A 13,617-nucleotide genomic window follows, 5' to 3' on the forward strand; every position below is an offset into this window, starting at 1 on the left:
GCGTTCTGCCGCGGACGGTCTCGACGTCAAAGCACGCGGCCGATCACTCGGCGCGCCGAGCGCAGGGGTTCGGTGACACGCCACGACAGGCTTTCCTGAATGGCTTTGAGTTCGCGGGCGAGGCCTTCGCTGTCGGTCGAGGACACGGTGATCTCCGCCCATTCGACGAGCGCGCGATGGCGCCACTGAATGGTCTGCCGCTCGGCATCGTGAAGCTGCTCTCGCAGCGCGGCGATCTCGTCGAGGAGTTGCACCTGTGCCAGGGGGACGTAGTCGTCGAAAACGCCGGCCGGATACGACAGCGACGCTTCGAGGGCCTCGCGATGCTCACGGGCGACGTAGAACCTCGACAGCCCGTCGAAGAGGCAGAGAGAGTAGCCCGCATCGATCACCGACTGCTCCCATGCCTGGTGCGAAGGGATCGTCGAGTTGGGCCTGGTCGCTTCGACGACGAGCACCCACGGTCTCCAACGCTGAAGATCGAGCCCCTCGATCGCCCGCTCCTCGGCACCCTCGAGATCGATCACCATGAAGTGGATCTCGTGGACCTCGTCGCCGGCATCCTCGAGTATCCGCGTCAGTGTTGATGCGTCGACCTCTACGTCTTCGACGACGCGCCCTTCCTTGCGGTTGCGTTCGTCGACGTCGCTGTCGAGCGTCGACAGGCCGGTTCCCGGAACGGAGTGAAGGGTGACCGATACGTCGTCGGCTTCGGCGGCGGCGGCCTCGACCTGGATGTCTCGCGGCCTCTCGCTGCGATGCAGCTCGATCAGGCTGGCGACCGGCTCGACGGTGATGCCTTTCCAACCGCGTTCGTAGAACGCGCGCGAAATCGAGTCGACGCGGGGGTGGTTCGCGCCCACGTCGACGTAACGTCCGTCCTTGACATGGCCCAGGGCTCGCCAGAGCACGACGTCTTCCGCATTCTGCGCGTATGAGACAAACTGACCGTCGGACATGACCTCGATCTTATCCGCCGCGGTTGTGAGCTCTGACGGTGCGCGGTCGCACCGGGTGGTCCTCTCCTTGTCGTGAGAGACCTCGCGCGCACGCGCTCCGTAGATGACCTCGGTAGTCTGGGGCGATGCGCAATCTCGTCGTCACCGGAGGGGCCGGGTTCATCGGCTCCAACTTCGTCCGCCATGTCATCGAGAACACCGACGACCACGTGACCGTGCTGGACAAGCTCACCTACGCCGGAAACCGCGCCTCGCTCGAAGGGCTCTCCGGGAGCCGTGTCGACCTCGTTGAGGGCGACATCGCCGACGCCGAGGTCGTTGATGCGCTCGTGAGTGAGGCCGACGCGATCGTCCACTTCGCCGCGGAATCCCACAACGACAACTCTCTGCACGACCCGCGCCCCTTCCTCGACACGAACATCATCGGTACCTACACGCTGCTCGAAGCCGCGCGACGCCACGGCACTCGCTTCCATCACATCTCCACCGACGAGGTCTACGGCGATCTCGAGCTCGACGATCCGCAGCGCTTCACGGAGTCCACCCCGTACAACCCCTCGAGCCCCTACTCGTCCACGAAGGCGGGCAGTGACCTGCTCGTGCGCGCGTGGGTCAGGTCGTTCGGCGTGCCGGCGACCATCTCGAACTGCTCGAACAACTACGGGCCGTACCAGCACGTCGAGAAGTTCATTCCGCGACAGATCACCAACGTGATCCGCGGCATCCGACCGAAGCTCTACGGGACGGGCGAGAACGTCCGCGATTGGATTCACGCGGAGGACCACTCGTCCGCAGTGCTGGCGATCCTCGACGGGGGCGCCATCGGCGAGACGTACCTGATCGGGGCCGACGGGGAGAAGGACAACAAGTCGGTCGTCGAGCTCATCTTGGACCTCATGGGGCAGCCTTCGGACGCGTACGACCACGTCGTAGACCGCGCCGGCCACGACCTTCGGTACGCGATCGACTCCTCGAAATTGCGTTCCGAACTCGGATGGGCGCCGAAATTCCAGGACTTCGAAGCCGGCCTCGCCGACACCGTCCGGTGGTACCGCGACAACGAGTCGTGGTGGGCGGGCTCGAAGGATGGCGTCGAGGCGTTCTACTCGGCGAAGGGTCAGTAGGTGGTCGAGTTCAGCAAGGCTCTTTCCGCGACACCGACGCCCATTCCCGGCCTCATGGTGTGGGATCTGCCTGTTCACGGCGACGCACGGGGCTGGTTCAAGGAGAACTGGCAGCGCGAGAAGATGACGGCGCTGGGTTTGCCCGACTTCGGCCCGGTCCAGAACAACGTCTCGTTCAACGACGAGGTGGGAACGACCCGCGGCATCCATGCGGAGCCCTGGGACAAGTACGTCTCGGTCGCGACCGGACGGATCTTCGGAGCCTGGGTCGATTTGCGCGAAGGGCCCAGTTTCGGGGCCGTGTTCACGACGCAGATCGACCCGTCCCGCGCGATCTTCGTGCCTCGAGGCGTGGGCAACGCCTACCAGACCCTCGAAGCCGATACGGCCTACACCTATCTCGTCAACGACCATTGGTCTGCGGACGCGGAGTACACCTTTCTGAATCTGGCAGACGAGACCGTCGCGATCGAATGGCCCATTCCCTTGGATCGCGTGGAGATCTCGGCGAAGGATCTCGCACATCCGCGGCTGGCAGACGTCTCGCCGATGACGCCACGGAAGACGCTGGTGCTGGGCGCCAACGGCCAGCTGGGACGTGCGCTTCGCGCCGAGTACGCCGACGTCGCACACGTTGAGTTTGCGTCGCGCGGGGAACTCGATCTCACCTCGGACCGCTTGGATTCCGCGCGTCGGTGGCGCGACTACGACACGATCATCAACGCTGCGGCGTACACGGCCGTCGATGCGGCGGAGGCGTCGCCGGGGCGCGAAGCCGCGTGGCGGGTCAACGTCGTCGCCGTGGCCGCTCTCGCACGGGTCGCTGCAGCGAACGATCTCACTCTGGTCCACGTATCGAGCGACTACGTCTTCGATGGGCAGTCCGATCTGCCGCACCCTGAGGACGAGCCGCTATCGCCCCTCGGTGTCTACGGTCAGACGAAGGCGGCGGGAGACACCGTCGTTGCGACGGTTCCGCGCCACTTCATCGTGCGGACGTCGTGGGTCATCGGCGAAGGAAAGAACTTCGTCGCCACGATGGCCTCGCTCGCCGAACGTGGCGTCGATCCGAGTGTGGTCGCCGACCAGACCGGGCGACTCACGTTTGCGAGCGACATCGCCCGCGGCATCCGCCATCTTCTGTCTTCCGGCGCGGCACCCGGGGTGTACAACCTGACCGGTTCGGGAGAGCCGCTGTCGTGGGCGGAGATCGCGCGTCGGGTCTTCGTCCTGACGGGCAACGACCCCAGTCGCGTTCACGGAGTGGCCACGCAGGAGTACTTCGCGACAGCTGACGGGCCGGTGGCGCCTCGCCCCGGCAACAGCGTGCTCGACCTCGCCAAGATCGAGGCATCCGGATTCGTCCCGAGCGATCACCTGGCCGCACTGGAGGATACACTTCTCGCCCGACGCGCGGAGTGACGGAGACCGGGCCGTGCCGGCCGCCCACGGGGCGCTCAGCCCGCCACGGCTAGGATTATTCCTGCAGATTCGAGTTCGGAGACATACCCATGGCACAGACACCTCGCGCGCTGATCACCGGCATCACGGGACAGGACGGCGGGCACCTTGCGCAGCTGCTCCACGACAAGGGATACGAGGTCTTCGGACTCATCCGTGGACAGCACAACCCGCGACGGGCAGAGGTCGAGGCCGAAATGCCCTTTGTCCAGCTCATCGAGGGTGATCTCACCGACCCGACCTCGCTCGTGCGCGCTGTTGAGGTCAGTGACGCCGGCGAGCTCTACAACCTGGCTGCCGTCAGCCACGTCGGCTACTCGTTCAAGAATCCGTCCCTGACCGCCGATGTGACGGCGAAGGGTGTGCTCAACGTGCTGGAAGCGGTGCGTGTCACCGGTCGCGCACAATCGACGCGCGTCTACCAGGCATCCACCTCCGAGATGTTCGGTGGTCTGGACTACAACCGTCCCGGTGCGGGCTACAACGAGAACTCGCTCTTTCACCCGCGCAGCCCCTACGGCGTTGCGAAGCTCTACGGCCATTGGATAGCGAAGAACTATCGCGAGAGCTACGACATGTTCGTCTCGTGCGGCATCCTCTTCAACCACGAAGGCGAGCGTCGAGGAGTCGAGTTCGTCACCCGCAAGATCACGCACGCCGTGGCGCGCATCAAGCTGGGCCTGCAGACGCACATCGAGCTCGGAGACTTGTGGCCCAAGCGCGACTGGGGATACGCCGGTGACTTCGTCGAGGGAATGTGGCGGATGCTGCAGCACAGTGAGCCGGACGACTTCGTGCTCGCCACCGGAGAGACGCACTCGATCGAGGAATTCCTGACGCTCGCCTTCGCCGAGATCGGCATCGACGACTGGCGTCCGTACGTCACGCAGAATCCGGCCTTCATGCGTCCGGCGGAGGTCGACATCCTCCTCGGCGACCCGTCCAAGGCGGAGCGGGTGCTCGGATGGGAGCGCAAGGTCGACTTCCCGGGCCTCGTGGCTCGGATGGTCGCACACGACCTGACCCTCGCCGAAGCGCAACGACCGTCGGCATGACGCGCCGCCTGGTCGTCACCGGGGTCGATGGGTTCGTCGGGAGACATCTCGCCCGCGTCGCCGCTCAGTCTGGATTCGAGGTCTTCGGTATTTCGCGCAACGCGCAGCCGGATGCCGAGGCACTCGCGAGTTTGACGGGCTATGCATCCGCGGATCTGCGTCGGGGGTGGCCGGTCGGCGTTCCGCTCGACGCCGACGTGGTGCATCTTGCCGGGCTCGCGGCCGTCGGGCCATCGTTCGATAGCCCACAGGAGTACATCGACGGCAACAGCGCCATGGTGACGAGCATGTGCGAGGCTCTCCTGTCGGCCGGGTTCACGGGGCGCGTTGTCGGTGTATCGACGGGGGCCGTCTACGCCCAGGAGGAAGAGGTCGCCCGGATCGAGACCGATCCGGTCGCCTACACATCACCGTACGTCGTGAGCAAGGTCCTCACGGAGAATCAACTCGCCTACTATGCGCGCCGTGGCCTGCGCACCGTCGTGGCGCGCCCGTTCAACCACATCGGCCCGAACCAGGGGCCGGGGTTTCTGCTGCCCGATCTGTTGCGGCAGCACCTCGCGTCGGCTCCCGAGCGACCTCTGCGCGTAGGCAACCTCGACACGCGTCGGGATTACACCGATGTCCGCGACGTCGCGAGGGCATATCTCGCGCTCGCGACCGCGCCCCGACTCGCACACGATGTGTACAACGTCGCGTCAGGAACGGCTCGCTCCGGACGCGAGATCCTTGAGGCTCTGTACGAGGCGCTCGGACAGCCGGTCCCTCCTCTGGAGGTGGACGATTCGCGAATCCGGGTCACCGACCCCGCGCTGATCGTGGGCAACTCTTCGCGCCTTCGGTCCGACACGGGCTGGTTTCCGGCAGTGTCCTTCCGGTCGACGATCGCCGATACCGTCGCCGCGGGACTCTGATGACGATCTCCAGCGATGTTCCTCTCGACGCCGCGCCGAATACTCGCGTCGCGGCCGTCGTGCTGACCTACCACCCCGACCCAGAGGTCGTCGTGAACGTCGATGCCGTCGCGGCACAGGTCGGGCGTGTGTACGTCGTGAACAACTCGCCCGACGAGCATTCCGCCCGGATCCTCGCGTTCGCCGCGGAGCGTGACGACGTCGTCGTCCTCGACCAGGCGGGCAACGTCGGCGTCGCGACGGGGTTCAACGCAGGAATCAGGGCCGCTCTGGCCGCAGGATTCGACGATGTCTGGATCTTCGATCAGGACAGCCGAGTGACGCCGGGCTCGCTGCGCCAGCTGCTCGAAGCGCGCGTCGCCCGCGAGGCCTCGGGAGAGCTGGTCGGCGTCGTCGGGCCGGCGTTGCGCTCCAATGCCACGGGCATCATCTATGCACGGGAGTCCGGCACCGGCGCCCGTGGGGCAGAGGTGCTGATCAGTTCGGGGTCGCTGTTCTCGCGCGCGCTCCTGGACGCGATCGGGCTGCATGATCAGCCGTTGTTCATCGACTACGTCGATCACGACATCTGCCTGCGTGCCCGGGCGCGCGGATTTCGCAACCTCAAGGTGTATGACGCGATCCTCGATCACAGCTTTGGAGACGCCGACGCCGTCCGACTTCTCGGCCGTCGGGTGTACCTCGCCAACTACTCGACCATGCGTCACTTTCACGCCGCGCGCAATCGGCTCATCGTTGTGCGTCGATATGGTTTCGGCCGTTGGTTCTGGGAGGACGCCTGGTTCACGTGGAAGGCGTGGGTCAAACTTCTGCTCCTCGAAAAGGACCGGGGCGCCAAGATTGCAGCTGCGCTGCGTGGCATGTGGGCCGGACTCAGATACCCGGCTCGCGAACGTCGATGGTGATCGGTCGGCGACGCGCCGGGGGCGCGTCGCGTCGCTCGCGAGTCCGGGGGACTCGCACCCCCATGCAGGTATAGTGAGTCGCTGGTCTCAGCAAGAAAGTCAAGGTGTCCATTGACCGATAGTGCGGTTGCCCGGTTTCAGCGACTCGACTCCCAACCGTTCTCCGCGCCCCTGGGCAAGGTCGGGATCACGGGAACGTGGGGCTCGCTGAAGGCGGTGTTCGACCACCGTCAGTTGCTCAGTCTTCTCGTGCGACGAGACATCAAGGCGCGCTACAAAGACAGTGCGCTTGGAGTGTTGTGGACTCTGATCAACCCGATTGTGCAGCTGGCCGTCTACTACGTCGTGATGGGTCAGATTCTGGGCGCGGCCCGGGGCATCGACAACTTTGCCATCTATGTCTTCTCGGGCTTGACGATCTTCGGCCTGCTGTCGGAATCGCTCACCGGTACGACGGCCTCGATCATCGCGAACGCAGGGCTTGTCAAGAAGGTCTACGTCCCGCGAGAGGTCTTCCCCCTCGCGGCGATGGGCTCCGCACTGTTCACCTTCACCGTCCAGGTCCTGGTGCTCGTCGTCGGATGCTTCATCCTCGAGTCGCCGCCCTGGACGCCCGGGCTCCTCTACTTCTTCCCCTCCGTCGCACTCATCGTGCTCTACGGGGCTGCGTTCGGCATCCTCTTCTCGGCTATCAACGTTTATCTCCGAGATGTGCAGTACCTCGTCCAGATCCTGCTCACACTGTCGATCTGGGCGTCGCCGATCGTCTACGGCTGGACAATGGTGGCCGACGTCTTCAAGAGGTTCAACCTGCCCAGTTGGTTGCTCGAGGTCTACACGAACAACCCGCTCACCCTGGCCGTCCTCGGTTTCCACCGTGCCTTCTGGACGTCCGGCACCGTGGCCGACTATCCCCCCGAGCTCGGTCTTCGAATGCTTGCGGCGCTCGTGGTCGGTCTGATCGTCCTTTGGATCTGCCAGCGCGTGTTCGCACGCTTGCAGGGAAACTTCGCGCAGGAGCTGTAATGGTGTCGTCTGTCAGTCCCCGTCCGAACACCGAGGGACCGGAAGTCATCCGCGTCGAGGGTGTCTCGAAGTCGTTCGTGATCCGCAAGGACAACTCGCTCAAAGAGCGGGTCGTCACGTTCGGGCGGCGCGGTCGTGTGCACCAGGAGTCGTTCTCCGCCCTGAAAGACGTTTCGTTCTCGATCCGTGCCGGGTCGTCACTGGGCCTGCTGGGGTCGAACGGCTCGGGAAAGAGCACACTGCTCAAGGTCATCGGAGGCATCATCGATCCCTCGTCGGGAACGGTGCAGCGACGAGGCCGTCTCGCCGCCCTCCTCGAGCTGGGAGCCGGGTTCCACCCCGATCTTTCGGGACGTGAGAACGTCTATCTCAATGCAGCGATCCTGGGTCTGTCGAAGGATGAGACGGCGGCGGAGTTCGACAGCATCCTCGCGTTCTCCGAGATCGGCGACTTCATCGACACCCAGGTGAAGTTCTACTCTTCCGGCATGTACGTGCGGTTGGCTTTCGCCGTCGCCGTGCACACCAACCCCGACGTTCTCCTGGTCGACGAGGTGTTGGCCGTCGGTGATGAGGCATTCCAGCGCAAGTGCATGGACAAGATCCGGCAGTTCCAGCGCGAGGGGCGCACCATCGTGCTCGTTTCTCACTCCGCCGAGCAGGTGATGGAAGTGTGCGATCGTGGACTCGTCCTCAACCACGGTGAGGTGGCTTTCATCGGGTCAGCTGCCGACGCTACGCGTGTGCACCGCGAAATCCTCGAGGGGAAGCGGCGGTCGAACGCCGAGGCGGAGGCGGAGGCGGCAGCAGCGGCGGGCGCGCCGGCTTCTGTTCCGCAGATCGCGGGAATCACCGTGCGCAATGCCGCTGGCGAGATCGTGGACGGCGTGCAGCCCGGGGAGCAATTGACCATCGAAGTCGCCGTCGACCTCCCGCAAGGACTGGACCAGTGGCACTCGAGCCTCAGCATCGACACTCCGAACGGCCAGCAGGTGTTCGGTACCAGCACCCGTCGGCATGAGACGAGCCACGGGCCGACGTCAGCGGGAGTCGTCACCGTGAACTACACGTTCCCGCGACTTCCGTTCGCCGGGGGCAAGTACTTCGTCAACGCAGAGGTGCTCGCTGCGGATGGCAGCCCGTTCGACATTCAGTGGCAGGGCGCGACGTTCTTGGTCCCTGCTTCGCCGACGCAGACCGGCTATGTGCTGGCCGACCCGGTGATCTCGGTCGGCTGAGAGCCGCGCGGCGCGCGCAACAACGCTGCGTCGGGAGCGCGTCGTCCCCGCCCTCTCGTGGCGATCCAGATCGTCAGGAGCATCCCCGCGAACGCAGCGGAGCCTGCCATCCAGATGAAAAGGGGGTCGGGCACACCCGGCCACCACCAGCTGCCGGGAGCACCCGCATCGATCCGGCCGCCGCCCCCGGAGATGTAGCGGGACAGGTTCTGATGCAGCCCTACCGTCATCGCGACCCACAGGCCGACCGCCGCAACGGCATAGCGGGGTCCATCCCATGCGCGTTCCGCATCGGGTCGGAGGCTTGCGACGCCTACGGCGATGAGCATCAACGGCAGGAGGTAGCGGGGCTGAACTGTGCTTCCGACCATAGCGTTCGACTGCGCGAGCATGACGAACGGCACCGCCCACAGTGCCAGCAGCGCCAGTGTCACCGCGGTCATCCGTCGACGCGTCGGGCGGTGGATGCCGACGAACAGAGCGCCGGCGAAGACGACGGTCGCCGGAACCCAGACGATCGCGGGCATGCGTGTGTCGAACCACCCGAGATTGGAACCTCCGAGAGCTCCCGTCCAGAGCGAAGGGATTTCGAACATATTCGAGATGTGCTGGGACAGCGTTAAAGCGTGCGCTGAGGGGTCGAGCCCCCCGAAGGCTGCTCCGCCCTGCCGCGCACTCATATAGAAAGCGGCGCTGATCACGCAGATCACGAGCGCGGTCGAGATAGGCCAGCGTTGCTGGCGCAGACTCCGTACGCCGAGGATCAGTGCGAGCGCGACTGCGTACACGGCGAAGATCGCCGCGTCTGCTCGCGCTCCGGCTCCGACGATGGCACCGAAGATCGCCAGTGCGCACAGGACCCATCGTCGCCTGCCGGTCGCCCTCGTCGCGCCGTACAGCGACGTCCACACTGTCGCGGCAGACAGCATCGCCCACGATGACGGGTTGGTCGATGCAAAGACGAACACGCCCAACGGCACGCTCGTGGCGATGACCGATATGAGCAGCGCCGGTCTCACTCTGCGCGGGAGGGCGAAGAAGACCGCGGTGAGGAGCCCCACCGCGAACGCCGAGTTCGCGAGGCGGATCGCGATGACCGAAAACTGAGGGTCTGTGCTTGCGAACACGGACGCCGCCGTATAGAACAGCCGTGGATACAGGCCATCGACATTGGCGCGTGCGACGAGCGCCATTCCGCTGGCCGCGGGATCCCAGCAACCCGCGCTCTGCTCCGGCCGGAAAGCGAAGCAGGGCGCATTCACCAGTGCGGCCGGGATCATCCGCGCGGTGGGCGCGGCATCGGCGGAGTCGGGCGCGGTCTCGCACAGACCGGGACGCTCCCCGAGGCCGCACCAGATTGAGGCGAGGTGGAAGTCGTCGTCGGGGCTCGAACCGACCGGGGACGCGAAAGACCACGCGCACAGGGTGAGGAAGGCGAAAAGGGGGACGGCGACGATCGCTATCCAGGAACGGACGGGGCGAACGGCAGAACTCACCTCGCCATCGTAGTGCTCGCCGCTGCGACGGCCGGGCGCCATCCCCGGGTCCCGGAATCGCGCGGCAGTAGACTACGAGACTGTGGCGCCACAAAGAGAATCTGTTCTGGTCATCGTGCCAGCGTGGAACGAGGAGAAGAACGTCGGCCAGACCGTTCGTGAGATTCGGACGGCAGACGGCGACTACGACGTCGTTGTCGTCGACGACGGGTCGACGGACGACACGGCGGACATCGCCCGCCAAGCCGGTGCCGCGGTGGTCTCCCTCCCGTTCAACATGGGTGTCGGTGGGGCCATGAAGACCGGCTTCACATACGCGCAGCGGCACGGCTACGACCGCGCTGTGCAGGTGGATGCCGATGGCCAGCACAATCCGGACGACATCGCTCTCGTCCTGTCCGGACTGGAGCGCGCAGACATCTCGATCGGCGCACGCTTCGCCGAGGTGGGCAGCTACGAAGCTCGAGGGCCGCGCCGCTGGGCGATGACCTTCCTCGCTGCTGTGCTGTCTCGCGTTGCGGGCACGCGGTTGACGGACGTCACGAGTGGGTTCCGTGCCGCCAATCGCCGAGCGATCGATCAGTACGTGCACTACTACCCGGCCGAATACCTCGGGGACACGATCGACTCGCTCGTCGCGGCGCTACACACCGGGCTCACGGTCGCTCAGGTGCCCGTTGCGATGCGCCCGCGCAGATACGGCCGTCCCAGCCAGGGTCCCCTGGGATCGACCCTCTACCTCTTCAGGTCCGTCTTCGCCTTGGGACTCGCGCTTCTGCGCGGCGGACTCAGGAAAGGGCTACGGTCATGATCGTCTGGCTCGGCCTCGGTTTCGCGCTCATCATCCTCGCGGTGATCTTCTGGCTCTTGCTGACGCGCAAGCTGCGCGAGAAGTACGCACTTCTGTGGTTGCTGATCGGCGTCGCAATGCTTGTGTTGACGGTTTTTCCGGGCGTACTGAACGGCCTCGCAGACCTTGTCGGGGTCGAACTTCCCGCCAACCTGCTGTTCATCCTCGCCCTCGCGCTACTCATCGGCGTCACTCTGCACCAATCGTTCGAGCTTTCGACGGCCGAGGACGAGATCCGTCGCGTCGCGGAGGAAGTCGCGATTCTGCGAGCCGAGACCGAGCGACTTGACACGTTGCTCACCGCCGCATCGGTTTCCACGGCTGCGAGCTCCGATCCGGTGCTTCCCGGCCGCGCGGACGCCGCTTCACTTGATCTACGTTCGCCGGCCCCCGGACACCTCGACGTGCGGGACGCCGATGGTTCGACCGCCTGAACCGGCTGCGAGAGGCCTCGTCGCCGTTCTCGGAGCGACGGCGATCGCGGGGGCCAGTGGCTACGCGATCCAGTTGCTGGCTGCGCGTCTTCTCGCCGACCCACACGACTACTTGTCGTTCTCGGTCTTCTGGTCGACCATGTACCTGATCGGCTCGGCGGTCGGCGGCATCCAGCAGGAGGTGGCCCGCGCGGCGGCGCCCGTACTGCCGGAAGCGCCCCCCGGCGCGCTCAGGGGATTCGTTGCGGCGGCGAGTGTGGTGGTGGTGGCTGTCGCGGTACTCGTCGGCGTGAGTGTTGCTCCCATCGCCTTCGCAGGCACTGGCGCGGGCATGGCTGGCGCGCTCGCCGTCGGGCTGCTCGGGTACGTCGCCACTTCCGTGCTCACCGGCCTGCTGTATGGGTTGCACCGTCTGCCGTCCGTCGCCGCCCTCATCGTCGTCGATGCCGTTCTGCGCGCTGCAGCGGTGACTCTTGCCCTCGCGCTCAGCGCGCCGCCCGACGTGGTCGCGTTGGCCGTGGCGATGCCCTTCGGTATCGCTGTGCTCGTGGTGTGGGTGATGGTCCGCCCTCGTGTCCGTGGCATGTACGCCCTGGATGTCAGCCCGGTGCGACTCGCGTGCAACACCGCCCACACCGTCGCCGCGGCGGCTGCGACGGGTGTCATGGTCACCGGGATGCCTCTACTGCTGCGTCTGTCCCTCGCCGACGCGACCGTCTCGACGGTAGCGGCGCTCACGCTCGTGATCACCCTCACTCGAGCGCCCTTCATCATTCCCCTGATGGCACTACAGAGTTATCTGACCGTCGTCTATCGCGACGCCCCCGCACGGGCGGAACCGCGGATGCTCCGTTACCTCGCCGTCGCCGCGGCGGCCGCGGTCGCCGCGGGCGCTCTGGCGTGGCTCGTCGTGCCGTGGGCGATCGAGCTCATCTCGGTCGGCCGCTATGCGGTCTCGCCGTGGACGTCATCGATCATCGTCGTGAGCGCCGTGCTCGTGGGAAGCCTCTGCGTGACCGGACCTCTTCTGTTGGCGAGGAAGCAACACCGTGCCTACGCCGCGGGCTGGCTGTGGGCAGCCGTCTCGACGATCGTCCTCCTGGCTCTTCTGCCACTCGCCGCGCAACCGCGTGTCGTGACCGCCCTTGTGCTCGCCCCGGCGATCGGGCTGATCGTCCACCTGGCGGCGGTGCGGTGGGGGCATCGGCCGGCGGTCCGGAAGTCAGCGCCCGACAGCGAGTAGCCACGCAGCGCGTCGGGCAGTGTCCGACGCGCCCAGCGGCCACAGTTGCGACAGTGCGTGCAAGCGTGACATGAGTCGCAGACGCGCGGCCCGTTCGGCTCGCTTCCATCCGCGTGCGCGTGCTGCGATGGCCGTATCGCGGTAGAAGCGTCGTTCGTCCTCGAATCGTGAACCGTCACGCAGGGACGTCTGGGACAAGCTCTCGCTGTGGCGCCGATAGGCGAAACAGGGGACTCGGGTGTAGCGAAGAGTGCCATCGGAGAAGGCGATGTCGACCAGGAGCGCAAGATCGAGGATGATCGGCAAACCGTCGCGGAAGCCGATCGAGCGCACCACATCGACGCGGAGCACCAGCGACGGCCAATACAGCCAGTTGCCCCGAAGAAGAGTCGCCGCCATGCGCTCGCCTCGAAAAGTCGCCGCTCGGCGCGGGGTAAGCAGCCGCTGCTTGATCGTGTCGACGAGTGTGCGCGCCGGCGCACCACCTCCGTCGATCACACGGACACCGGGTTGGATGACGTCCACGTCGGGGAAGGCGGCGATCGTCTCGCGCACGTGCGCGACATAGTCGGGCAGCAGCAGATCGTCTGATCCGAGGACGACGACATGCGATCCCTCCGCCGCATCGACGGCACGGCGGAAGTTCTCTGTGATGCCGACATTGCGTTCATTTCGGCGATAGCGGATTCGAGGATCGTTCACAGTGGCGACGTAGTCGGCCACGCGTGTGCCGGGGTAGCAGTCGTCGATGATCGTCAGACGCCACCGCGGGTCGGTCTGGGCCTGAACAGACGCGATGGTCGACAAGAACTGGTCCGGGTCGCCCCAGTACGGCACGCAGATGTCCAGGTCCATGTCCCCATCCTCGCTTATGAGCGCGTTCGGCAGCGCCCGATAAGATCGATGGCGGAG

General features: G+C 65.7%; 13 protein-coding genes. 10 read left to right on the forward strand and 3 right to left on the reverse strand.

What is annotated here, in order from left to right:
- Positions 1 to 26: 26 nt before the first annotated feature.
- Positions 27 to 959: an FkbM family methyltransferase gene (locus ITJ43_RS05960; RefSeq protein ID WP_194582901.1), complete on the reverse strand. Its 933-nt coding sequence runs from the start codon at positions 957 to 959 to the stop codon at positions 27 to 29.
- A gap of 125 nt (positions 960 to 1,084) precedes the next feature.
- Here ITJ43_RS05960 and rfbB point away from each other — a divergent pair, with 125 nt between their 5' ends.
- From rfbB to ITJ43_RS05995, 7 genes are all read left to right on the forward strand, one after another.
- The gene (rfbB, locus tag ITJ43_RS05965) at positions 1,085 to 2,083 is read left to right on the forward strand and encodes a dTDP-glucose 4,6-dehydratase (protein WP_194582902.1); all 999 of its coding nucleotides are present in this window, start codon (positions 1,085 to 1,087) and stop codon (positions 2,081 to 2,083) included.
- Positions 2,084 to 3,505: a sugar nucleotide-binding protein gene (locus ITJ43_RS05970; protein ID WP_194582903.1), complete on the forward strand. Its 1,422-nt coding sequence runs from the start codon at positions 2,084 to 2,086 to the stop codon at positions 3,503 to 3,505.
- An 89-nt stretch (positions 3,506 to 3,594) separates the two neighbouring features.
- Positions 3,595 to 4,599, forward strand: a complete 1,005-nt coding sequence (locus ITJ43_RS05975) for a GDP-mannose 4,6-dehydratase (RefSeq protein WP_194582904.1) — start codon at positions 3,595 to 3,597, stop codon at positions 4,597 to 4,599.
- Positions 4,596 to 5,513, forward strand: coding sequence for an NAD-dependent epimerase/dehydratase family protein (locus ITJ43_RS05980; RefSeq protein ID WP_194582905.1), 918 nt, complete (start codon positions 4,596 to 4,598; stop codon positions 5,511 to 5,513). The genes ITJ43_RS05975 and ITJ43_RS05980 overlap by 4 nt, the downstream gene beginning before the upstream one ends.
- Positions 5,513 to 6,418: a glycosyltransferase gene (locus ITJ43_RS05985; protein WP_194582906.1), complete on the forward strand. Its 906-nt coding sequence runs from the start codon at positions 5,513 to 5,515 to the stop codon at positions 6,416 to 6,418. Before ITJ43_RS05980 ends, ITJ43_RS05985 begins: the two co-directional genes overlap by 1 nt.
- 111 nt (positions 6,419 to 6,529) lie before the next feature.
- Positions 6,530 to 7,444 (forward strand): ABC transporter permease, encoded by a 915-nt coding sequence (locus ITJ43_RS05990; protein WP_194582907.1) that lies wholly within the window; start codon positions 6,530 to 6,532, stop codon positions 7,442 to 7,444.
- Positions 7,444 to 8,682, forward strand: coding sequence for an ABC transporter ATP-binding protein (locus ITJ43_RS05995; protein WP_194582908.1), 1,239 nt, complete (start codon positions 7,444 to 7,446; stop codon positions 8,680 to 8,682). Before ITJ43_RS05990 ends, ITJ43_RS05995 begins: the two co-directional genes overlap by 1 nt.
- Here ITJ43_RS05995 and ITJ43_RS06000 read toward each other — a convergent pair.
- A complete protein-coding gene (locus ITJ43_RS06000) occupies positions 8,646 to 10,178 on the reverse strand; it encodes a DUF2142 domain-containing protein (protein WP_194582909.1) in 1,533 nt (510 codons plus the stop codon). The two genes, ITJ43_RS05995 and ITJ43_RS06000, sit on opposite strands and share 37 nt — an antisense overlap.
- A 115-nt stretch (positions 10,179 to 10,293) precedes the next feature.
- On the opposite strand from ITJ43_RS06000, the gene ITJ43_RS06005 reads away from it, so the two are divergent.
- From ITJ43_RS06005 to ITJ43_RS06015, 3 genes are read left to right on the forward strand one after another with little or no spacing between them, the layout of a single operon-like run.
- On the forward strand, positions 10,294 to 10,989 hold the full coding sequence (locus ITJ43_RS06005) for a glycosyltransferase family 2 protein (RefSeq protein WP_323741140.1): 696 nt from the start codon (positions 10,294 to 10,296) through the stop codon (positions 10,987 to 10,989).
- On the forward strand, positions 10,986 to 11,462 hold the full coding sequence (locus tag ITJ43_RS06010) for a DUF2304 domain-containing protein (protein WP_194582911.1): 477 nt from the start codon (positions 10,986 to 10,988) through the stop codon (positions 11,460 to 11,462). Before ITJ43_RS06005 ends, ITJ43_RS06010 begins: the two co-directional genes overlap by 4 nt.
- A complete protein-coding gene (locus ITJ43_RS06015) occupies positions 11,446 to 12,705 on the forward strand; it encodes a hypothetical protein (RefSeq protein WP_194582912.1) in 1,260 nt (419 codons plus the stop codon). The genes ITJ43_RS06010 and ITJ43_RS06015 overlap by 17 nt, the downstream gene beginning before the upstream one ends.
- Here the strand turns inward: ITJ43_RS06015 and ITJ43_RS06020 are convergent.
- On the reverse strand, positions 12,685 to 13,560 hold the full coding sequence (locus ITJ43_RS06020; protein ID WP_194582913.1) for a glycosyltransferase family 2 protein: 876 nt from the start codon (positions 13,558 to 13,560) through the stop codon (positions 12,685 to 12,687). The genes ITJ43_RS06015 and ITJ43_RS06020 overlap by 21 nt on opposite strands.
- Positions 13,561 to 13,617: the final 57 nt, after the last annotated feature.

Origin of the sequence: Microbacterium sp. VKM Ac-2870 (assembly GCF_015350795.1) — a bacterium.
GTDB lineage: Bacteria > Actinomycetota > Actinomycetes > Actinomycetales > Microbacteriaceae > Microbacterium.

Coding starts and splice junctions, on each gene's coding strand:
- ITJ43_RS05960 (WP_194582901.1), bottom strand. CDS start 959: ATGTCCGACGGTCAGTTTGTCTCATACGCGCAGAATGCGGAAGACGTC.
- rfbB (WP_194582902.1), top strand. CDS start 1,085: ATGCGCAATCTCGTCGTCACCGGAGGGGCCGGGTTCATCGGCTCCAAC.
- ITJ43_RS05975 (WP_194582904.1), top strand. CDS start 3,595: ATGGCACAGACACCTCGCGCGCTGATCACCGGCATCACGGGACAGGAC.
- ITJ43_RS05980 (WP_194582905.1), top strand. CDS start 4,596: ATGACGCGCCGCCTGGTCGTCACCGGGGTCGATGGGTTCGTCGGGAGA.
- ITJ43_RS05985 (WP_194582906.1), top strand. CDS start 5,513: ATGACGATCTCCAGCGATGTTCCTCTCGACGCCGCGCCGAATACTCGC.
- ITJ43_RS05995 (WP_194582908.1), top strand. CDS start 7,444: ATGGTGTCGTCTGTCAGTCCCCGTCCGAACACCGAGGGACCGGAAGTC.
- ITJ43_RS06010 (WP_194582911.1), top strand. CDS start 10,986: ATGATCGTCTGGCTCGGCCTCGGTTTCGCGCTCATCATCCTCGCGGTG.
- ITJ43_RS06015 (WP_194582912.1), top strand. CDS start 11,446: ATGGTTCGACCGCCTGAACCGGCTGCGAGAGGCCTCGTCGCCGTTCTC.
- ITJ43_RS06020 (WP_194582913.1), bottom strand. CDS start 13,560: ATGGACCTGGACATCTGCGTGCCGTACTGGGGCGACCCGGACCAGTTC.